The sequence below is a fragment of the Lentzea sp. NPDC004789 genome, from assembly GCF_053601075.1.
Genome location: NZ_JBSGBE010000006.1, coordinates 20,417 through 40,171, shown reverse-complemented (window position 1 = coordinate 40,171; position 19,755 = coordinate 20,417). Strand labels below are relative to the sequence as shown.

Annotated in this window: 20 protein-coding genes; 10 read left to right on the top strand and 10 right to left on the bottom strand. The window is 69.3% G+C overall.

Annotation, left to right across the window (positions count from 1 at the left end):
• Positions 1-30: 30 nt before the first annotated feature.
• Positions 31-909, bottom strand: coding sequence for a carbohydrate kinase family protein (locus tag ACWEIJ_RS15355; protein ID WP_449837809.1), 879 nt, complete (start codon positions 907-909; stop codon positions 31-33).
• A complete protein-coding gene (locus ACWEIJ_RS15350) occupies positions 906-1,796 on the bottom strand; it encodes a pseudouridine-5'-phosphate glycosidase (protein ID WP_449837808.1) in 891 nt (296 codons plus the stop codon). Before ACWEIJ_RS15350 ends, ACWEIJ_RS15355 begins: the two co-directional genes overlap by 4 nt.
• A gap of 31 nt (positions 1,797-1,827) precedes the next feature.
• Between ACWEIJ_RS15350 and ACWEIJ_RS15345 the strand changes: the two genes are divergently transcribed.
• Positions 1,828-2,082, top strand: a complete 255-nt coding sequence (locus tag ACWEIJ_RS15345) for a DUF3039 domain-containing protein (RefSeq protein WP_449837807.1) — start codon at positions 1,828-1,830, stop codon at positions 2,080-2,082.
• A 54-nt stretch (positions 2,083-2,136) separates the two neighbouring features.
• Here ACWEIJ_RS15345 and ACWEIJ_RS15340 read toward each other — a convergent pair whose 3' ends face one another.
• Positions 2,137-3,255: a YihY/virulence factor BrkB family protein gene (locus ACWEIJ_RS15340; RefSeq protein ID WP_449837806.1), complete on the bottom strand. Its 1,119-nt coding sequence runs from the start codon at positions 3,253-3,255 to the stop codon at positions 2,137-2,139.
• Positions 3,256-3,396: 141 nt separating this feature from the next.
• Between ACWEIJ_RS15340 and ACWEIJ_RS15335 the strand changes: the two genes are divergently transcribed.
• Positions 3,397-5,082 carry a DEAD/DEAH box helicase gene (locus ACWEIJ_RS15335; RefSeq protein ID WP_449838192.1) on the top strand — a complete coding sequence of 562 codons (1,686 nt, stop codon included), beginning with the start codon at positions 3,397-3,399 and terminating at the stop codon, positions 5,080-5,082.
• Positions 5,083-5,190: 108 nt separating this feature from the next.
• Here ACWEIJ_RS15335 and ACWEIJ_RS15330 read toward each other — a convergent pair whose 3' ends face one another.
• Complete coding sequence (locus ACWEIJ_RS15330; RefSeq protein WP_449837805.1) at positions 5,191-6,009, bottom strand: class I SAM-dependent methyltransferase; 819 nt, start codon at positions 6,007-6,009, stop codon at positions 5,191-5,193.
• Positions 6,010-6,056: 47 nt separating this feature from the next.
• Here ACWEIJ_RS15330 and ACWEIJ_RS15325 point away from each other — a divergent pair, with 47 nt between their 5' ends.
• The 5 genes from ACWEIJ_RS15325 to ACWEIJ_RS15305 all read left to right on the top strand — a co-directional run bounded on the left by ACWEIJ_RS15325 (position 6,057) and on the right by ACWEIJ_RS15305 (position 11,416).
• Positions 6,057-6,632, top strand: a complete 576-nt coding sequence (locus ACWEIJ_RS15325) for a TetR/AcrR family transcriptional regulator (protein WP_449837804.1) — start codon at positions 6,057-6,059, stop codon at positions 6,630-6,632.
• 196 nt (positions 6,633-6,828) lie between these two features.
• Positions 6,829-7,953 carry a sugar ABC transporter substrate-binding protein gene (locus tag ACWEIJ_RS15320; protein ID WP_449837803.1) on the top strand — a complete coding sequence of 375 codons (1,125 nt, stop codon included), beginning with the start codon at positions 6,829-6,831 and terminating at the stop codon, positions 7,951-7,953.
• 73 nt (positions 7,954-8,026) lie between these two features.
• A complete protein-coding gene (locus tag ACWEIJ_RS15315; RefSeq protein ID WP_449837802.1) occupies positions 8,027-8,800 on the top strand; it encodes an ATP-binding cassette domain-containing protein in 774 nt (257 codons plus the stop codon).
• 20 nt (positions 8,801-8,820) lie between these two features.
• On the top strand, positions 8,821-10,254 hold the full coding sequence (locus tag ACWEIJ_RS15310; RefSeq protein WP_449837801.1) for a sugar ABC transporter permease: 1,434 nt from the start codon (positions 8,821-8,823) through the stop codon (positions 10,252-10,254).
• 4 nt (positions 10,255-10,258) lie between these two features.
• Positions 10,259-11,416 (top strand): ROK family protein, encoded by a 1,158-nt coding sequence (locus ACWEIJ_RS15305; RefSeq protein WP_449837800.1) that lies wholly within the window; start codon positions 10,259-10,261, stop codon positions 11,414-11,416.
• Between the two features lie 60 nt (positions 11,417-11,476).
• On the opposite strand, the gene ACWEIJ_RS15300 is transcribed toward ACWEIJ_RS15305, so the two are convergent.
• Together ACWEIJ_RS15300 and ACWEIJ_RS15295 are read right to left on the bottom strand one after the other, a co-directional pair.
• Complete coding sequence (locus ACWEIJ_RS15300) at positions 11,477-11,656, bottom strand: DUF7455 domain-containing protein (RefSeq protein WP_239569355.1); 180 nt, start codon at positions 11,654-11,656, stop codon at positions 11,477-11,479.
• Between the two features lie 415 nt (positions 11,657-12,071).
• The gene (locus ACWEIJ_RS15295; RefSeq protein ID WP_449837799.1) at positions 12,072-12,614 is read right to left on the bottom strand and encodes a helix-turn-helix domain-containing protein; all 543 of its coding nucleotides are present in this window, start codon (positions 12,612-12,614) and stop codon (positions 12,072-12,074) included.
• A 210-nt stretch (positions 12,615-12,824) separates the two neighbouring features.
• Here ACWEIJ_RS15295 and ACWEIJ_RS15290 point away from each other — a divergent pair, with 210 nt between their 5' ends.
• The gene (locus ACWEIJ_RS15290) at positions 12,825-14,132 is read left to right on the top strand and encodes an FG-GAP repeat domain-containing protein (RefSeq protein ID WP_449837798.1); all 1,308 of its coding nucleotides are present in this window, start codon (positions 12,825-12,827) and stop codon (positions 14,130-14,132) included.
• Positions 14,133-14,191: 59 nt separating this feature from the next.
• Here the strand turns inward: ACWEIJ_RS15290 and ACWEIJ_RS15285 are convergent, their stop codons facing one another.
• The gene (locus tag ACWEIJ_RS15285) at positions 14,192-15,523 is read right to left on the bottom strand and encodes an RNA polymerase sigma factor (protein WP_355447492.1); all 1,332 of its coding nucleotides are present in this window, start codon (positions 15,521-15,523) and stop codon (positions 14,192-14,194) included.
• 218 nt (positions 15,524-15,741) lie between these two features.
• Positions 15,742-16,503 carry a polyphosphate--glucose phosphotransferase gene (ppgK, locus tag ACWEIJ_RS15280; protein ID WP_449837797.1) on the bottom strand — a complete coding sequence of 254 codons (762 nt, stop codon included), beginning with the start codon at positions 16,501-16,503 and terminating at the stop codon, positions 15,742-15,744.
• Positions 16,504-16,619: 116 nt separating this feature from the next.
• Here ppgK and ACWEIJ_RS15275 point away from each other — a divergent pair, with 116 nt between their 5' ends.
• Positions 16,620-17,414, top strand: a complete 795-nt coding sequence (locus ACWEIJ_RS15275) for an inositol monophosphatase family protein (protein ID WP_449837796.1) — start codon at positions 16,620-16,622, stop codon at positions 17,412-17,414.
• Positions 17,415-17,790: 376 nt separating this feature from the next.
• On the opposite strand, the gene cei is transcribed toward ACWEIJ_RS15275, so the two are convergent.
• A complete protein-coding gene (cei, locus tag ACWEIJ_RS15270; protein WP_449837795.1) occupies positions 17,791-18,507 on the bottom strand; it encodes an envelope integrity protein Cei in 717 nt (238 codons plus the stop codon).
• A gap of 421 nt (positions 18,508-18,928) precedes the next feature.
• Here cei and ACWEIJ_RS15265 point away from each other — a divergent pair, with 421 nt between their 5' ends.
• The gene (locus ACWEIJ_RS15265; protein WP_030464829.1) at positions 18,929-19,228 is read left to right on the top strand and encodes a DUF4193 domain-containing protein; all 300 of its coding nucleotides are present in this window, start codon (positions 18,929-18,931) and stop codon (positions 19,226-19,228) included.
• Positions 19,229-19,284: 56 nt separating this feature from the next.
• Here the strand turns inward: ACWEIJ_RS15265 and ACWEIJ_RS15260 are convergent, their stop codons facing one another.
• Entirely contained in the window at positions 19,285-19,746 is a 462-nt protein-coding gene (locus ACWEIJ_RS15260) for a DUF3093 domain-containing protein (RefSeq protein ID WP_449837794.1), read from the bottom strand.
• Positions 19,747-19,755: the final 9 nt, after the last annotated feature.

Below are 19,755 nucleotides of genomic sequence, written 5' to 3'. Positions count from 1 at the left end.
CAGAGTGCGCTGATATATCGGTTGGGGGGACTAGCGGGGTGGCTGGGCGCCGACGAGGCTGACAGCACGCGAACCCGCGCGAACGCCGCCGAGCAGGGCGTCGCGCTTGGACGCGCCGGACAGCCAGGCGGCGAGGAACCCGGCGTCGAAGGCGTCGCCGGCACCGGTGGAGTCGACGCACTCGGTGGGTTCAGTGGGGACCGAGATCAGCTCGTCCGCGTCCACCCACGACGCGCCGTCGGCACCCGAGGTGACGACGACGGTGCCGACGTGCGTCAGGAGGCTCTTGGCCGAGGACGGGTCGGCCGAGCCGGTCAGGGCCATCAGCTCGTCGGCGTTCGGCATGAGGATGTCGACGCCGCGGACGTCCTCCAGGAACGCCTCGGCGGAGTGGATCAGCACCGCCGCCTGCGGGTCCACCGAGGTGGTCCACCCGGCGGCGCGGGCGGCCTCCAGCGCGGCGAGCCCGGCCGGGCGGGACGTGGCGTCCAGCAGCACGTAGCCGGACAGGTGCAGGTGACCGCCGGGGCCCGCGAGCAGGCCGGGGTCGAGGTCCGCGGGGGAGAACCGGGCGTTCGCGCCGCGGTCGGGCAGCATCGAGCGCTGGCCGTTCTCGTCGACGAGCACGACGACGCAGCACGTCGCCAGGTCCGGGTCGACGGCGAAGGCGCACCGGACGCCCGCGGAGGTCAGTTCGGCGTGCACCTGGCGGCCGGCCGAGTCGGCGCCGACGCGGGCGACCAGCACCGGCGAGGCGCCGCACGCGGCCAGCCAGACGGCCGTGTTGGCGCCCGCGCCGCCTGGTTCGATCGTCACCTTGGCGCGGACGTCGCCGCCGTGGGCGATGGGGCCGGTGTGGCGGGCGACGACGTCCAGGCCGGCGTCGCCCACGACGACAACCGGCCTCACCGGAACAGCTCTACGGCGACAGCGGCGGCGACGGCGGCGTTGTTGACGACGAGTTCCTCGTTGGCGTCGAGGCTGACGCCCTCGCTCGCGGTGTGGAAGTGCTCCAGCAGGACGGGGCTCACGTCCTTGCCGCGCACGTCCTGGTCGACGAGCTTCTGCAGACCCTCGGCGAGGAGGCGGTCGTGCAGGGCGGCGTCCATCTCGAAGTCGGCGGGGATCGGGTTCGCCAGCAGCATGCCCCGGCCACCGGCGGCGAACACCGCGGCGGCCTCGGCGGCGTTCTCGACGCGCCACGGCACGTCGAACTCCGACTCGCGGCGGTAGAACGCCGGGAAGCGGGAGGTCTGGTAGCCGACGACCGGCACCGAGCGGGTCTCCAGGACCTCCAGGGTCGCGCCCATGTCCAGGATCGACTTCACGCCCGAGCAGACGATCAGCACCGGCGTCGTCGCCACCACGTCGAGGTCGGCGGACACGTCCCACGTCTCGCGCGCACCGCGGTGCACGCCGCCGAGACCGCCGGTCGCGAACACGCGGATCCCGGCCTGGTGGGCCAGCGCGGTGGTCGAGGCCACGGTCGTCGCGCCGCTGCGGCCCAGGGCGTAGGCGGCGCCGAGGTCGCGCAACGACAGCTTGAGCAGCTCACCCGAGTTGCAGACGCGGTCCAGCTCGGCGGAGGTGAGGCCGATGTGCGGCACGCCGTCGAGCACGGCGATCGTGGCGGGGACGGCTCCGGCCTCCCGCACGACCTTCTCCAGGCGTGCGGCGACCGCGAGGTTGCGCGGTGCGGGCAGCCCGTGGGACAGGATGGTGCTCTCAAGAGCGACGACAGGCCGGTTCCCGGCCAGCGCGGCGGCTACTTCGTCGGCGATGTGCAGCGTGGTCACGAGGGGACATCATCCCAGGTACCCTGGGCAGGTGAGCACCCAGACTCTCCCCGAGGTCGACGTACGGCCGGAAGGCACCGACCACACCGGGGACGACGCCCCGAAGATGTTCCACTACGTGCGCAAGGCGAAGATCGCCGAAAGCGCCGTGATGGGAACCCACGTGGTCGCCCTGTGCGGCGAGGTCTTCCCGGTGACGCGGTCGCCGAAGCCGGGCTCGCCGGTGTGCCCCGAGTGCAAGAAGATCTACGACAACCTGCCCTCCGGCGGCGACGGCGGCGAGTAAGCCTCCACCGATCGATCACGCGGCCGCGCTCGGCGCCCCGGACGACACGGGGCGTCAGGCGCGGCTGCGGTCGTCCGCGCTGGTTTCCTCCTCGGGCTGAGGCCGCGGCGGTTGGATCTTGAGCGGCGCGGTCAGCTGCGTGTCGGCGGGGGACGGGGCCGAGTACGCGGTGCTGTCGGCCTCCTGCTCGGGCGCGGCGTTCTCCTCGCGGATGCGCGACGCCGCGCGTTCCATCTCCAGCCGGCGCCACCGGCGGCGCTGACGGCGGGTCATGCGAGCCGGCCACATGTCCTGGATGGCGCTGTTGAAGTACGCGCCGATGGTGATCGCCAGGCCGATGAAGAACACGAAGAGCAGGAACGCGATCGGCGTCGCCAGCGCGCCGTAGGTGTAGCCGGTGGTGGTGATCCACTGGATGTACAGCCGCAGGCCGATGGACGACAGGATGAACACGGCCATCGCGAGGATCGCGCCCGGCAGCACGCGGTGGTACGGCAGCTTCCGCGGCAGCGCCAGCTTGTAGAGCATCGACAGCGAGAGCACCAGCAGCAGCGCGACGCCGGGGTAGTAGAAGCGGCTCACCCACGTCGAGATGTAGGGCTGCCAGGACGTCGGGAAGAACTGCGGCAGGACGTCCGGGCCCAGCGCGAGCACGGGCAGGCCGATGACCAGCGCCACCAACGACACCATGTACAGCAGCAGGGCGAAGATGCGCTGCCACAGCTCGTTGCGGACGCCGTACTGGCCGTGCGCCACGGTGATGGCGTCGACGAACGACGACATGGCCGACGAGCCCGCCCACAGCGAGATGAGGAAGCCGACGGAGACGATCTCGCCCTTGCCGGTGCTGAGGATCTCCGCGACGGTCGGCTGGATCACGCCGTTGACGACGTCCGCGCTGAAGATCGTCCGGGTGAATCCGATGATCTTCGCCTGAACGGCGGACACGACCTCCTGGCCGAACCAGTCGCCGAGATAGCCCATGGCACCCAGCACACCGAGCAGGAGTGGCGGGAACGACAGCGTCTGCCAGAACGCGGCCTCGGCGGCTTCTGAGAAGATGTTGCCCTGCCACGCCTTCGACAGCGTGCGCGCGAGTAGACGCAGCGGCCCCTTGCGGCCGGACCTGCGTGCGTCGTTGTCGGTAGGCGAACCCATCGCAGTGACAAGCATGGTGCATACCGCCACGTTTCGCGGCATCGACGCGGAGAACAGGTAGAGTCGCAGTGCCCTCGGCACCGGCCTGCCTGAGGGCACTGCCATGTCTGACCTGCAAAAACGAGGAGAAACACGTCTGTGACAGCGACAGCAGCAATGCGACCGCTGCGGGCATGGCAGCGCCGCGCGCTGACCAAGTACCTGGCCGCGAAGCCCCAGGACTTCCTCGCCGTCGCGACGCCCGGTGCCGGCAAGACGACCTTCGGACTGCGCGTCGCCGCCGAGCTGCTGGCAGACCGGACGATCGAGGCCGTCACGATCGTGACGCCCACCGAACACCTCAAGCACCAGTGGGCGAAGGCCGCCGCCGAGCAGGGCATCCACATCGACTCGAACTTCCGCAACACCAACGCGATGACCTCCCGCGACTACCACGGCGTGGCCGTGACGTACGCGCAGGTGGCCGCCCATCCGTCGTTGCACCGGGTGCGCACGGAGAACCGCAAGACGCTCGTGCTGCTCGACGAGGTCCACCACGGTGGTGACGCCAAGTCGTGGGGTGAGGCGATCCGCGAGGCGTTCACGCCCGCGGTGCGCCGGCTGTGCCTCACCGGTACGCCGTTCCGCTCGGACGACTCGCCCATCCCGTTCGTCACCTACGAGGAGAGCTCCGGCGGGTTCAAGACGTCCAAGGCCGACCACACGTACGGGTACTCCGACGCGCTGCGCGACGGCGTCGTCCGGCCCGTGCTGTTCCTGGCGTACTCCGGTGAGGCGTCGTGGCGGACCAGCGCGGGCGAGGAGTTCACCGCGCGCCTGGGCGAGCCGCTGACGCAGGAGCAGACCGCGCGGGCGTGGCGCACCGCCCTGGACCCGGCCGGCGACTGGATGGCGTCCGTGCTGCGCGCCGCCGACCAGCGGCTCACCCAGAAGAGGGAGAACGGCCTGCCGGACGCCGGTGGCCTGGTGATCGCGACCGACCAGGAGACGGCGAAGGCCTACGCGCAGGTGCTCCAGCGCGTCACGGGCCACATTCCCACGCTCGTCCTCTCGGACGACCCGAAGGCGTCGGGCAAGATCGCCGAGTTCGCCGCGACCACCGAACGCTGGATGATCGCGGTCCGGATGGTGTCCGAAGGCGTCGACGTGCCGCGCCTCGCGGTCGGCGTGTACGCGACGTCCTCGTCGACCCCGCTGTTCTTCGCCCAGGCCATCGGGCGGTTCGTGCGTGCCCGCAAGCCCGGCGAGACCGCGTCGGTGTTCCTGCCGTCGGTGCCGGTGCTGCTGCAGCTCGCGTCCGAGCTGGAGGCCGAGCGCGACCACGTCCTGGGCAAGCCGCACCGCGAGAAGGACGGCTGGGACGACGAGCTGATGGCGGCCGCGAACCAGGCCAAGGACGAGCCGGGGGAGGACGAGCGCGCCTTCACCGCGCTGGGCACCACGGCCGAGCTCGATCAGCTGATCTTCGACGGCTCGTCGTTCGGTGCCCCGACCATGGCGGGCTCCGAGGAGGAGCAGGAGTACCTCGGCCTGCCGGGCCTGCTGGAACCGGACCAGGTGCGCACGTTGCTGCTGCAACGCCAGGAAGAGCAGATGGCCTCCGCGGCCAAGCGCCCCAAGCCCGAGGTGGCGGTGCGTGAGGCGAGGCCCGCCAGCGTGCAGGAACGCCTCGCCTCACTACGCAAAGAGCTCAACACCCTCGTCGCGATGCACCACCACCGCACCAAGAAGCCGCATGGCAAGATCCACAACCAGCTGCGCGAGTACTGCGGCGGGCCGCCCACGGCGATGGCCACCATCGAGCAGCTCGAGGAACGCATCGCCACGTTGCGCTCCTGGTAGCTCGTCCCCCGAGGCAGATCAGTGCAGGTAGGACGCCCTCCCTGCCTTTGCAATGAGTCTTTTGACTTCGTCCGCAAACGTATTTTGCATGAGCTGATATGCGATATATCAGTTGCGGGTGACGGCGACGGCGAGCGTTTCGTAGTGGGACGTGAACTCGCCGCCGTGAGCGTCGATCGCGGCGCCGATGCCGTCCAGCAGTGCGGTGACCTGCTCGCTCGAGAGCAGGGCCAGCGGGCTCATGGTGAGGGTCATGTCGATGTACTCGGCGGTCGTGTAGGTGTGGTCCCAGCTGGCGCTCCACTGCTGCGGGTCGGTGAACTCCCCGGTGCCGACGAACTTGTCGGCGGTCTGCCGGCAGCCCACCTGATAGCCCGCCAGCGCCTTCTCGCGGGTGTGGCCGACGCGGAACGTCGCTTCCGGCGCGACCTTCGCGTAGACGGCGCCGAGGGCGTTCGCGATCGGGTCCGGTGTCGAGAACACGTGCCACAACGCGACGAACAGGCCGCCGGGCCGCAGCACCCGCGCGACCTGGTGCATCCCCGCCTCGGCGTCGACCCAGTGCCACGACTGCCCCGCGACGACGGCGTCGTACTCGCGGCCCGCGGGGTCCCAGGTCTCGAACTTCGACACCTCCACGGGCACGCCCGTCTCGCGGGCGAAGCCGGCCATCCGCTCGTCGTGCTCGACGCCGAGGGCCTCGCACCCGGCGGCGATCAGCTGGCGGGACAGCTTGCCGGTGCCGCAGCCGATGTCGACGACGCGCGGTCCCGGGCTTGCCGAAACGATCCGCTGAACGAGCTCGTCGGGGTAGGGAGGCCGGGTGCGGTCGTAGCGAACGGCTTCCGCTCCGAACGAGCGGGCGAGCCGCTCGGCGAGGTCCGGGTCGAATTTCTCCTGCTCTGGCTTCTCACCTAAAGTGGGCATGCGCCCACCATAGTGGGCAACCGCCCACTCAGCTAGGAGATTTCGGCGTGCCGACCGGTGTGCATCTGCGTGACGTGCGAGAACAGCTGTTCAACGCGGCGGAGCGCCTCCTGGTCGAGGGCGGACCGAGCGCGCTCACCAGCCGGGCGGTGACGACTGAGGCCGGTGTCGCCAAGGGGGTCCTGCACCGGCACTTCGACGACTTCGACGCGTTCCTCGCCGAGTTCGTGATGGACCGCGTGGACAAGATGGACGCGCGGGCGAAGGCGCTCCTGGAGGCGGCGGGTACCGGGTCCGTCGTCGACAACCTCGCCGAAGCGATCATCGCGGTCTTCGGTTCTGTCGCCGTGGCGATCGTGGCCCTCGTGACCTTCCGCGACGACCTGCGGCGGCGGTTGCGCGAGACGTGGCCCGCCGGTGTGCCGGTGCTGACCGAGGCCGCGATCATGATCAGGAACTACCTGGAGCGCGAGCGGGAGTTCGGTCGCGTGAGCGGTGTCGAGCCGGACGCCGCCGCGCCCATGCTCATCGGCACCGGGCACCTGCTCTTCGCCGACCGGGACACCCCGCCGGCGCCGGACGTGGTGCGGCGCATGGTCCGGTCCGTCCTGAACGCGAAGTAACCGATATCCGATATATCGCCACTGGATGCAGTAGCGCCGTGGTTACGCTCTCACGACTCTCGGTGACCAAATTTCGTCAAGGTTGCCGCATCGTTACGACTTAATCGATCCAGTGTGGTTCCGGTCACGCATATGTCGGGCATACGTTGTGCGCCACAACATTCTCTGTGACACAGCGCAGTGAAAGGGATGGCGGATGCGCAGCAAGAGCCTCGCTTCCATCGCCGTTACCGCGGGCCTCGCCCTGGCGGTCTCGGCGTGTGGCGCCAACACGTCCTCCGGCAACGGTGGAACCAGCAACACGAACTCTGGCAGCAGTGGTGGGGCGAAGGTCGGCGTGATCCTTCCTGAGACCGCCTCCTCCGCTCGCTGGGAGGGCTTCGACAAGCCGCTGCTTGAGGCGGCGTTGAAGAAGGAGGGGCTCAGCCCCGACATCCAGAACGCGCAGGGTGACGTCCAGAAGTTCAGCACCCTGGCCGACGGCATGATCAACGCCGGCGTCAAGGTCCTGATCATCGCGACCCCCAACAGCGAGGTCGGCGCCTCCGTCGCCAAGAAGGCGCAGGCCCAGGGCATCCAGGTCATCGACTACGACCGCCTGAACCTCGGTGGCTCGTCGTCCTACTACGTGTCGTTCGACAACGTGAAGGTCGGCGAACTGCAGGGCCAGGGCTTCTCCGACGCGATGAAGTCCACTCCGCAGGGCGCCAACGTCATCGAGATCGAGGGCGCGCCGACGGACAACAACGCCACCCTGTTCGCGCAGGGCCAGCGCAAGGTCCTCCAGCCGCTGTACGACTCGGGCAAGCTCAAGCTGGTCCAGTCCCAGCCGATCGACAACTGGGACAACCAGAAGGGTGGCCAGGTCTTCGAGCAGATCCTGACCAGCAACAACGGCAAGGTCGACGGCGTCGTCGCCGCGAACGACGGCCTCGCCGGCGCGGTGATCACGATCCTCAAGAAGGTCGGCCTGAACGGCAAGGTGCCGGTCACCGGTCAGGACGCCACCCCGGACGGCCTGCAGGCCGTGCTCCGCGGTGACCAGTACATGACGGTCTTCAAGCCGATCAACCTGGAGGCGGAGGGCGCCGCCAAGCTGGCTGCCGCGCTCGCCAAGGGTGACACCGCCGCCGCCGACGCGCTCGCGTCCGCGAAGGAGAAGGACCCCAAGGGCAACCGCGACGTCAAGTCCGTGCTGCTCACGCCCCAGCTGATCACCAAGGCCAACGTGAAGTCCGTTGTGGACGCCGGCTTCGTCAAGGCCTCGGACATCTGCGTGGCCGAGACCCAGGCCGCCTGCACCGAGCTCGGCATCAAGTAGGACCGCTTGCGTCAAGGCGGGGTGCGGACCTGCGCACCCCGCCTCGGCGCGTGGTAACACGGAGGAAACCCCAGTGAGCGAGCCGATTCTCGAGCTGCGCGGCATCAACAAGAGCTTCGGCCCCGTGCACGTCCTGCACGACATCGACCTCACCGTGAATCCCGGCGAGGTCACCGCTCTCGTCGGCGACAACGGCGCGGGCAAGTCGACGCTGGTCAAGTGCATCGCGGGCATCCACCCGACCGACTCGGGTGAGGTCCTGTTCGAGGGCCAGCCCACGCACATCAAGGGCCCGCGCGACGCCGCGGCGCTCGGGATCGAGGTCGTCTACCAGGACCTCGCGCTGGCCGACAACCTCGACATCGTCCAGAACATGTTCCTCGGCCGCGAGCGCACCAAGGGTGGCCTGCTCGACGAGACGGACATGGAGCAGGCCGCGCGCAAGACGCTGGCCTCGCTGTCGGTGCGCACGGTCAAGTCGGTGCGCACGCAGGTCGCGTCGCTGTCCGGTGGCCAGCGCCAGACCGTCGCGATCGCCAAGGCCGTGCTGTGGAACAGCAAGGTCGTGCTGCTCGACGAGCCCACCGCGGCACTCGGCGTCGCGCAGACGCGGCAGGTGCTCGACCTGGTCCGCCGGCTCGCGGAGCAGGGCCTGGGGGTCGTCCTGATCAGCCACAACATGAACGACGTCTTCGAGGTCGCCGACAAGATCGCGTGCCTCTACCTCGGACGCATGGCCGCGGTCGTGGGGTCCAAGGACGTCACGCACGGTCAGGTGGTCGAGCTGATCACCGCCGGTCGTTCCGGTGACCTGGGCATCGCCCGCCCCGAGGCGGCGACGATCTGATGAGTTCCGAAGAGGCGAGCATGACCGACACCACCGAAACGCACGAGAACGAGACGTCGCAGCAACAGGGCGCGATCTCCGACTTCGGCATCGACACGACCTCCATGTCCACCGGTGAGGCGGTGCGCGACTACTGGGCCAGGGTCCGCGGCGGCGAGCTCGGTTCGCTGCCCGCGCTGCTCGGGCTCATCGTGCTGCTCATCGTGTTCAGCTCGTTGTCCGACACGTTCTTCACCCTCGGCAACCTCGCCAACCTGCTCCAGCAGGGCGCCAGCATCACGATCATCGCGATGGGCCTGGTGTTCGTGCTGCTGCTCGGCGAGATCGACCTGTCCGCCGGTACCGCGTCCGGTGTGACGGCCTCGGTCATGGCACTGCACCTGATCCACAACGGCAATCTGCTCGGCGGCATGGGCGACACGGTGTTCTACGTGTTCTGCGGCCTGCTGCTGCTCGCGATCGTGCTCGCGGTGCTGATGCGGATCTGGGCGGGAGCGGCGCTGGCGCTGGTCGCGTTCCTGATCGCGGTGATCGGCATTCCCGCGAACGCGTGGCTGGAGATGCTGCTCGCCGTCTGCGTCGGCGCGGCCATCGGCTGCATCACCGGGTTCCTGGTCGCGAAGGTCGGCATCCCGTCGTTCGTCGTGACCCTGGCGCTGTTCCTCGTCTGGAACGGCGTGGTGCTGCAGTTCATCGGCAACGGCGGCACGCTCGGCCTGCGCGACGACACGATCTTCAACGTCGCCAACGGCAACCTGAACTTCGCGGGCTCGTGGGCGTTGTTCGTCATCGCCGTCGGCGGCTACGCGGCGGTCGTGCTCACGCGGCACTTCTCCCGGCTGCGCAAGGGACTCGTGGCTCAGCCCACCACGCTGGTGCTGGCCAAGATCGGTGCACTGGCGCTGCTGGCCGCGGTCATCACCTACGCGCTCTCGCTCAACCGGGCGCCGAGCAACCTCGTGGTGATCCAGGGCGTGCCGTACGTGGTGCCGCTGGTGCTCGTCCTGCTGGTGATCGGCACGTTCGTGCTCGACCGCACCAGCTACGGCCGGCACATCTACGCCGTCGGCGGCAACAAGGAAGCCGCGCGCCGCGCCGGTATCAACGTCGAGCGGATCCGCATGAGCGTGTTCGTGATCGCGTCCTCCGCGGCCGCGATCGGCGCGATCGTGTACTCGTCGAAGGTCGGCTCGGTCGACCCGAACGCCGGTGGCGGCAACACGCTGCTGCTGTCGGTCGGCGCGGCCGTCATCGGCGGCACGTCGCTGTTCGGTGGCAAGGGCCGCCTGCGCGACGCGGTCATCGGTGGTGCGGTGCTGGCGATCATCTCCAACGGCATGGGCCTGCTCAAGCAGCCCGCCGCGGTCGTGTTCATCGTGACCGGCCTGGTCCTGCTGCTCGCCGCGAGCGTCGACGCGTTGTCCCGCCGCCGGGCGGCCAACGCGGCCCGCTGACGAGGTGACGGGACCTACGTCCGGCACCCGTCCCGACGAGATCCGCAGGCACAACAGGACGGCGCTGCTGCGCAGCCTGCACGTCGACGGACCGTCCACCAGGGCGTCGCTCGCGGCCGAGCTCGGGCTCAACCGCAGCACGATCAAGGCCCTGGTGGACGGCCTCGCCGAAGCCGGTGTGGTCGCCGAACGCGTGCCCGCCCTGCGCAGCGGTGCGGGCCGTCCCTCGTTGCTCGTCCTGCCCCAGCCGCACGCCGCGGTCGTCATCGCGATCGACGTGCGGGTGGAGCAGGTGGCGATGGGGTTCGTCGGCCTCGGCGGGGAGATCCTCGGGCGGGACAGCTGGAACCTGCATCACCGGACGCGTGATCCGGGAGAGGTCATCACGCACATCGTCGAGTCGGCGCGCCTCATGGCCGACGACCTCGACGTCACCGCGGTCGGAGTCGGCGTGTCGGTACCGGGTGTCGTCCGGCGCTCGGACGGCCAGGTGCACGAGGCGCCGAACCTGCACTGGACGGGTGTCGCGCTCGGCAAACGCCTGGAGGCGGTGCTGAAGCTGCCCGTCCGGGTGGGCAACGACGCGGAGCTCGGCGCACTCGCCGAACACGTGCGCGGCGCCGCGCGGGCGTCCTCGGACATGGTCTACATCTCCGCGGACGTCGGTGTCGGCGGCGGCGTGATCCTGTCCGGGCAGCCGTTGCGCGGCAGCGGCGGCTATGTCGGCGAGCTCGGGCACATGGTGGTCAACCCGCGCGGCCGTCGCTGCTACTGCGGCTGTGACGGCTGCTGGGAGACCGAGGTAGGCGAACCGGCGTTGTGCCGGGCCCTGGGGCTGCCGGAAGACGCGCCGCGGGGTGCCGTCGTGGCGGCGCTGCGGGCGCTGGAGGACACGTCGCTGCTGGAGGAGTTCGCGAGCTGGCTGGCCCTCGGGCTCGCCAACATCGTCAACGTCCTCGGCCCGGAACTGGTGGTGCTGGGCGATCTCTACACCGCACTGCCGACGTCGGTCGTGGACGCGGTGGGCGCGGTCGTGCAGCAGCGCAGCCTGGTGTCGCGGGCGGTCGGCGGAACCCAGATCGTGACGTCACCGCTGGGCCGCGACGCGAAGCTGGTCGGCGCCGCCGAACTGGCCTTCGAACCCGTGCTGGACGCTCTGTAGAAGCGAAGGGGGCGGAGATCCCGTGAAGGATCTCCGCCCCGAGCGGCTAGGTGGGGTGGATCAGCCCTGCTGAATCTCAGCAGCGAGCTCGCGCAACTTCTCGCTGTGCGCACGGGCGTGGTGCCCGCAGAACAGCAGCTCGCCCCCGGACGGGAGAACGGCGCGAACCTGGGCAGCAGCCCCGCAGCGGTCGCAGCGGTCGGCAGCGGTCAACTCGGGGCGGGTGAGTGCTGCAGTCATGATGAATCTCCCTCCGTCCCAGCACCGGAACTGAGTGTTTCGGTGCCCTCTTACCAAGCTGCGACCACGGCGCCCCTGGCTGGTGCGCGGTGCTCGCTGGCTCCACTCTGACAGACGTTCTCGCGATAGTCAGTGTTCCCGTGTGCGTGGCGACTCGCGTCACTCTGCGATTTACCCGTCTGCAGCAGGCTTACACCTGTGTTCGCCACCGGTTCTCCGTCTTGACACGCACGGAGAGCAACCGGAAACCCGCTGGTGGAGCAGCGAATTCGGGCCGTTCGGTCGGTTGCGTGCGACCGGGAGTGTGATATCGGTTGCCTTTGTCCGCCCGCAGCGAACAGGTCACGAACGTCCCACGATTCGGACGCGGCACCGTGATCGAACTCCCGGTCGTACGGCCGTTCGGCCTAGTCGATCAGCTCGCGAGGGCCGCGCTGATCGCCCGTGCGGCGTGTCCGACCGCCTCCCGCAGAGCGGTGGCGCTGCGGCCGCTGTCGAGCACCGCGGAGACGGTGCCGATGACACTGCTGGACGGCGTGCGCACCGGAGCGCTGACGAACTCCATGCCCGCCGGCACCGTGGCACCGGGACGCAGCCGTGCCACGTCCTCCGCGCGCACGATGCTCGCCGCGGCCACGAGCACCCGGTCACGCCGGGGCACCGCGAGGATCGTCGACGTCCTGATCGTCGCGGACAACGCGCGCAGCGGCTGCCGCGCCACCCGCAGGATGCCCGGAGCAGGTTCCCAGGCCTGTCCGAGCCGGAACATCTGCGCGCCGATGCGGTAACGGCCGCGCACGTTCTCGACCGCGCCGAGCGCCTCCATCTGGTCCAGCAGCCGGTGCACCGTGGTCTTCGGCATCTCACAGCGGTCGGCGAGTTGCGTGAGCCCCAGCTCACCCTCGTCCATCAGCTTGTCCAGCAGCGAGAACGCCCCTTCGAGTACTGACCTGCCCATGTTCTCCGCCCCTCGTTCCGATGTCCGGAACTGTCCCTGTGCACCCCTCCGGCACAGCCACACACTGATGCTGTCGCGGATGCATAGGCGGCACATGAGTACATGGGTACTCATCTTTCGCATGCGTTCGATCACGCCTGGTCACGGCGTGGGTTCCGATGTCCGGAACAACCCGCGCGGTGCGGCCGGGCAACCCGCCAACCTGATCCGGTGAAACGTGTTCTCGGGTGGGCAGCGGCTTTGACGATGATGCTGGGCGGCACGGCGACGGCCGCGGTACCCGGCAAGGTGGCGGGAACGGACTTCGACGGTGACGGCAGGACCGACCTGGCGCTCCTCGGCGAGCAGTCGTGGCGGCAGCTGCCGGTGGCGTCGTCGACCGGCAGCGGCGGGTTCCGCGTCTCGGCGTCCCCCGTAGGTGATTTCGCCGCGTGGTCGTCAGGGCCGAACGTGAAGTCGCTCGCGGGTGACTTCGACGGCGACGGGCGCACGGACATCGCGCTGACCGGAGCTGCGGGCTGGACGACGATCCCCGTCGCGTTCTCGCGGCCAGGTGGCTTCGCGGTCACCAACTTCCCGGCGGCGCAGTTCGCCCAGCTGGCGGCGCAACCGGCCGCCCAGGCCGTCGTCGGCGACTACAACAACGACGGCAGAGCGGACATCTCGCTGGTCGGGGTGAACTGGTGGCATTCGGTGCCTGTCGCGTTCTCGAACGGCGACGGCCGTTTCACGACGACCAACGTGCCCTCGCCGGAGGACTACGACTTCCAGCACATGTCAGGGCAGGCGGGCGCGAGAGTGCTGGCGGGGGACTACAACGGTGACGGCCGCACCGATCTCGCGGCCACCGGAATCGGCCCGGACGGCGGGTGGCCCGCCGTCCCGATCGGGCTGTCGAACGGCGACGGGTCGTTCACAAGCCTTCACGTGGAGGAAGGCAACCCCTTCCCGGAGTGGGCGGGCGGTCAAGGCGTGCACATCTCCGGCGGGGATTTCAACCGCGACGGCCGAACCGACCTCGCGCTGACCGGACATCCCGGGTGGACGACCGCGCCGGTCGCGCTGTCGCGCGGTGACGGCACGTTCCAGACGGTCAACGGTCCCGTCGGCGACTTCGCGGTATGGGCTTCGGGCACGGGGGTGAAGACCATGAACGGTGACTTCAACGGCGACGGGCTGACCGACATCGCGCTCACCGGTCATGCGACCTGGACGACGATCCCGGTCGCCCACGCGGTGGGCGACGGCACCTGGCGCATCTCGAACGCGCAGGCCGGGTCGTTCTCGAACTGGGCTGCCGCCGGCTGCGCCGAGGCCGTCACCGGCGACTTCAACGCCGACGGCCGGTCCGACCTCGCACTGACCGGTTGCCCGGACTGGACGACGCTGCCCGTCGCGTTCGCGAAAGCCGACGGCGGGTGGACCGTCACCAACGAGCAGGCGGACGCCTTCGCCCTCCTGTCCGGCAGCCAGGCGTCGAAGGTGGTCGCCAAACCGGAGAACCGTCCACGCGCGTGAAAAGAAAACAGCCCCGCACCGAACCGGTGCGGGGCTGTTTGCGTATGCCTCGGTAAGACCTAGTCGAGGTAGTCGCGCAGCACCTGCGAGCGCGACGGGTGACGCAGCTTCGACATGGTCTTGGACTCGATCTGCCGGATGCGCTCACGCGTGACGCCGTAGACCTGGCCGATCTCGTCCAGCGTGCGCGGCTGGCCGTCGGTGAGGCCGAAGCGCAGCCGAACGACGCCCGCCTCGCGTTCGGACAGCGTCGCGAGCACCGACTGGAGCTGGTCCTGCAGCAACGTGAACGAGACGGCGTCGACCGCCACGACGGCCTCGGAGTCCTCGATGAAGTCACCGAGCTGGCTGTCGCCCTCGTCACCGATCGTCTGGTCCAGCGAGATGGGCTCACGCGCGTACTGCTGGATCTCCAGCACCTTCTCCGGCGTGATGTCCATTTCCTTGGCGAGCTCTTCCGGCGTGGGCTCGCGGCCCAGGTCCTGCAGCAGCTCGCGCTGGATGCGGCCCAGCTTGTTGATGACCTCGACCATGTGCACCGGGATGCGGATGGTGCGGGCCTGGTCGGCCATCGCGCGGGTGATCGCCTGCCGGATCCACCAGGTGGCGTACGTGGAGAACTTGTAGCCCTTGGTGTAGTCGAACTTCTCGACGGCGCGGATCAGACCCAGGTTGCCCTCCTGGATCAGGTCCAGGAACGCCATGCCGCGGCCGGTGTAGCGCTTGGCCAGCGACACGACGAGGCGCAGGTTCGCCTCGAGCAGGTGGTTCTTGGCGCGCTCGCCGTCGCGGACGATCCAGCGCAGGTCGCGGCGCAGCTGCGGGGTGAGCTTCTCCGCCTCCTCCTCGGAGCGGCGCACGCGCTCGGCGGCGTAGAGCCCGGCCTCGATGCGCTTGGCGAGCTCGACCTCCTCCTCGGCGTTGAGGAGGGCGACCTTGCCGATCTGCTTGAGGTAGGCGCGAACGGAGTCGGCCGAAGCGGTGAGCTCCGCGTCCTTGCGCGCCTGGCGCAGGGCCTCGGACTCCTCCTCGTCCCAGACGAAGTCACCCTCGTTCTTGGGGTCCTCCGCCTCCTCCGGCTCGTCCACGACGGGCTCGTCGACCAGCTCGACGTCGTCGACCAGGTCCTCGGCGCCCGGAGCGCCTTCCATGTCCTCCGGCTCTTCGCCGTCGGCCTTCTTGGTGGCACCCTTCGCGGCGGGGTCGGCCTTGCCGGCCGGCTTGCGCGGGGTCTTGGCGCCGGCGGCCTTGGCGGCGGGCTTCTTCGCTGCCGTCGCGGTCGTCTTGCGCTTCGGCTTCTCCTCGGCCTCGCCGGCCGCGGTCGCCTTGGTCGTCTTGGCGGCGCTCGCGGCGGAGCTGGAGCGTCGGGTTGCGGTTTCTGCGGCTGCCACGTACGCCCTTTCGCGACGGTCGTTCAAGGCAAACCAGAGGGCGCGAAACCTCGGTCGCCAGAGTTCAGGGGATCTCCCCGCCGATCTTGCTTGGCGGGTGTGCGTTCCATTGTAACGACGTCGGTGACTCGGTGTTGCGCCCCGAGGTCCATCGAGGCGCTCTCACCTGCGTTCTCGCAGCTAGATCCAGTCGGACACGTTTCGGTGTCGAACGGCCGCTACGGCCTGACGCCGTGTGCGGACGCCCACGCGGCGCCGACGATGCCCGCGTCGTTCTTCAGTGCAGCAGCAACCACTTCGGTGCGCACCTTGAGCAACGGCAACCACTTGTGCGCCTTCTTGCTCACGCCACCGCCGGCGATCACCAGGTCGGGCCAGATGAGGTCTTCCAGCACGTTGATGTACCGGCTGACGCGCGGCGTCCACTCCTCCCAGGACAGGCCCTTCTCCTCCTTCACGGAGGCGGCCGCGCGGGACTCCGCGTCGTGCCCGTCGACCTGCAGGTGCCCGAACTCGGTGTTCGGGACGAGCTTGCCGTCGAGGAACACCGCGCTGCCGATGCCCGTGCCGAACGTCAGCAGCACCACGGTCCCGTCCTTGCCGACGCCCGCGCCGAACGACATCTCCGCGATGCCGGCCGCGTCCGCGTCGTTCATCACGACGATGTCCTCGGGCTTGCGCTTGAGGCGTTCGGCGAAGAGGGCCTGCGCGTCGCAGTCGATCCAGCCCTTGTCCACGTTCGCCGCGCTCAGGGCGACACCGTGCTTGACCACGCACGGAAGGGTGATGCCGACCGGTCCGTCCCACTGGAACTTCTCGACGATCTCGGCGACGACCTCGGCCACCGCCTGCGGCGTCGAGGGCTGAGGCGTGGGAATCCGCATGCGCTCGCCGTCCAGTGCTCCTGCTTCGAGATCGACCAGGCCGCCCTTGACGCCGGAGCCGCCGATGTCCACACCGAACCCGCGGGTGATGCCCATGCCCCGTGGTCCTTCCTACTAGATCCTGTTGGCTTCGATTCAGTAACCGTGGTGCGCAGACATTAGCCTGACGTTGTCCGATAGTCCCGTGCTAGTGACGCAGGAGGGAACCGGTCGTGTTCGATCCCCGGCCACTCGTCGACATCGCCACTGCCATCGGACGGGAAGCGGGCGTTCTTGTTCAGCGCATGCGCGCCTCCGCCGTCGTGTCGTTCGACACCAAGAGCACCTCGACGGACGTGGTGACGGAAGCGGATCGCGCCTCAGAACAACTCGTCCGGACGCGTCTGTCCGAGTTGCGTCCCGGCGAGCCGGTCCTCGGTGAGGAGGAGGGCGGCACCGTCGTGGAGGGCGTCACGTGGGTCGTCGACCCGATCGACGGCACCGTCAACTACCTCTACGGAATCCCGTGGTACTCGGTGTCGATCGCGGCGCAGCTCGACGGCGAGTCGGTCGCCGGTGCGGTCGTGGAACCGGCGACGGGTCGCGTGTGGACCGCCGCGCGCGGCCACGGCGCTTTTCTGGACGGGCAGCCCTTGAAGGTGTCCGCCACCGCGGACCTGTCGCTGTCGCTGCTCGGCTACGGGTTCGCCTACCGGGCGGAACGCCGTCAGCGGCAGGCCGACGCGTGGGCCGCGATGTCGACGCGGGTGCGCGACATGCGCCGGGCCGGTGCGGCGTCGCTGGATCTCTGCTCGGTCGCCGCTGGACGGCTCGACGCCTACGCCGAGCACGGTCTGGGGCGGTGGGACTGGGCGGCCGGCGCGTTGATCGCGGCCGAGGCCGGTGCCGTCGTGCGGTTGCCGGGGTCGTCGCCGGAACTGGGGGAGGACGCGACGTTCGCGGCCGCGCCCGGCATCGCCGACGCGATGCACGACGCGCTCGTCGAGTCCGGGTTCGGCAAGGTCTGAATCAACGTGGACAGCTGAGTCAACGTGGACAGCTGAGTCAACGTGGACAGCTGCATCAACATGGACGGGGCGTGTCGACGTGGACGGGGCGTGTCGACGTGGACGGGGCGTGTCGACGTGGACGGGGCGTGTCGACGTGGACGGGGCGAGTCAACGTGGACGGCCGAATCAACGTGGACGGGCCGAGTCGACGTGGACAGCTGAGTCAACGTCGGCGTCCGGATCAACGTGAGCCGTTGAGTCGACATGGACGCCGTCAACGTCGAGCTTGACTGAATCAACACCGATGTTGATTCAGTCAACATTGACGCGGACGGCGCAACATGAGGAAGCGCTGGAACGGGTGCGATGAGACGACGAGCGACCGTGCGGGAGGTCAGCAGCTCACGTCGCGTGCGCCGGCCAGGTTGTCCGGGTTCAGCGTCGGCGGGGTGGGTGCCGCGACCTGGCCGCCCTGCTGCTCCGGCTGCTGCTCGGCCCACTCCTTGAGCTGGTCGAGCACCTTGCGGGCGTCGCTGTTCGGCTTGACCTCGTCGAACTTCTTGCCGACCGCGACGTCGACGGTGGCGTCCTGGCGGTCGTCGCGCACGAGCTCCAGGCACGGCTCCAGCAGCGACAGCGTCCTGGCCGCCTGCGCGCCGGGGGCGCCGAAGCGGAGCTGACCGCGGCAGTTCATGTCGCCGGCCGGGTAGATCGGGTCGTTGCCGGGGTCGGCCGCCTGCTTCAGGCCCAGGTCGCTGAGCTGGGTCGCGACGGTCTTGGCGTGGTTGCGCTGGGTCGAGGCGTTGACGACCTTGAAGTTGACCTCGCCGACCGGCACGGGGTTGGTGCGGTCGAGCGCGTCGTGCTCCAGCACGGTGCCGAGGGCGGGCGGGGGCGCCGTCGTGGTGGCCGCGGGATCGGCTCCCGGGGTGTCGGAGGTCTGCACGTGGCCGGGCGCGTTGCACTTGATGGCCGCGTCCACGTCGCCTGCGTTGCCCAGCACCTTCACCCACACGAACACGGAACTGACCAACAGCACCGCGAACAGGACGAGCGCGGGTACGGGCCGACGCCGCTTGTAGGGCGTCAAACTTCCCGATGCGGGTCCCACGTCCGAAGCCCTCCCCGTGTTCCGTCCCCTGTGATCAGCCTAGGCCCTGCCCGGCTGTCGCGCGCCCCGGCGGGCGTGACCCAACGCACCGGCCTGATTGCTCACAGTCAGGACGGTACCGGCCCGGCGCCAGGTTGCACGCCGGGGTTCACGTGCTCCCGCACAGGGTATCGGTCCAGCGTAGAAAGGTTGTGTCACCCGTCCGGTCGGTAAGGGGTAACCCGATGTCGAGTCACTCGGACAATGAGCTACCCTCTGCGCGCTCCGCACACATGTGGATCAAGCCGACGGTCACGTCTAGGGGGTTGGCTTGCCACCGGGTGAGGGAGACCTACGTCACCTTGACGTGGGGCACAAAAGAGGGCGCTGGAGCGTTAACCAGCGACACGAACAGTCTCCGTAGACCGCAGGGGTGAAGAAGATGGCGACCGACTACGACGCGCCGCGTCGCAGCGAGGCGGACGAACTCGCTGAAGACTCCCTCGAGGAGTTGAAGGCCCGGCGGAACGAGACGCAGTCCGGCGTCGTGGACGTCGACGAGGACGCGAGCGCGGAGAACTTCGAGCTGCCCGGCGCCGATCTGTCCGGCGAGGAGCTCACGTTCAAGGTCCTGCCCAAGCAGGCCGACGAGTTCACGTGCTCGAAGTGCTTCCTGGTGCACCACCGCAGCAGGCTCGCCGAGGACAACAACGGCGTGTACATCTGCCGCGACTGCGCCTGACAACCGCCAGTCGAGACTGGGCGCTCACCCGCACGGGTGGCGCCCAGTTGTGTCTTTCAGGACTTGATCGCGGCGACGAGCTCCTCCGGCCGCCGCGTGCTGATCATCCAGTACGGCGTCGGGTCGTCCGGGTCGTTCACGCGCACCCGCACGAGCGGCTTCACCCAGCCGCGGTGCACCACGTACGCGGCGGGGTCCAGGTGCGGGCCCATGGCCTTGCGCCGGTCCTCCGGCGCGATGATCTCGACGTCGCCGAGCAGGTTCAGCGGGATGTGGGCGTCGCCGGCCCTCAGCTCGCCGCCGGACACCTCGACCTTCGCCGACCCCATCTTCACGATCAGCACGACCGTCAGCGGCAGCAGGATCACGTACGGCAGCCAGGACCGGACACCGGGGAAGCCCATGTGCACCTCGGCGGCCAGCAGGCCCGCCGCCAGCAGCGGGAGCGGCCAGATCCACGGCGTCACGTACAGGCGCTCGCGGAAGGTCGTAGTGGCGGTCACGGCAGTCTCACTCACGTCGTCAGG

Bases quoted from the DNA above. Each gene is read 5' to 3' on its own strand.
- ACWEIJ_RS15340 (WP_449837806.1), bottom strand. From the start codon at position 3,255: ATGCTTGTCACTGCGATGGGTTCGCCTACCGACAACGACGCACGCAGG.
- ACWEIJ_RS15335 (WP_449838192.1), top strand. From the start codon at position 3,397: ATGCGACCGCTGCGGGCATGGCAGCGCCGCGCGCTGACCAAGTACCTG.
- ACWEIJ_RS15330 (WP_449837805.1), bottom strand. From the start codon at position 6,009: ATGCCCACTTTAGGTGAGAAGCCAGAGCAGGAGAAATTCGACCCGGAC.
- ACWEIJ_RS15320 (WP_449837803.1), top strand. From the start codon at position 6,829: ATGCGCAGCAAGAGCCTCGCTTCCATCGCCGTTACCGCGGGCCTCGCC.
- ACWEIJ_RS15310 (WP_449837801.1), top strand. From the start codon at position 8,821: ATGACCGACACCACCGAAACGCACGAGAACGAGACGTCGCAGCAACAG.
- ACWEIJ_RS15300 (WP_239569355.1), bottom strand. From the start codon at position 11,656: ATGACTGCAGCACTCACCCGCCCCGAGTTGACCGCTGCCGACCGCTGC.
- ACWEIJ_RS15295 (WP_449837799.1), bottom strand. From the start codon at position 12,614: ATGGGCAGGTCAGTACTCGAAGGGGCGTTCTCGCTGCTGGACAAGCTG.
- ppgK (WP_449837797.1), bottom strand. From the start codon at position 16,503: ATGGGCATCACCCGCGGGTTCGGTGTGGACATCGGCGGCTCCGGCGTC.
- ACWEIJ_RS15265 (WP_030464829.1), top strand. From the start codon at position 18,929: ATGGCGACCGACTACGACGCGCCGCGTCGCAGCGAGGCGGACGAACTC.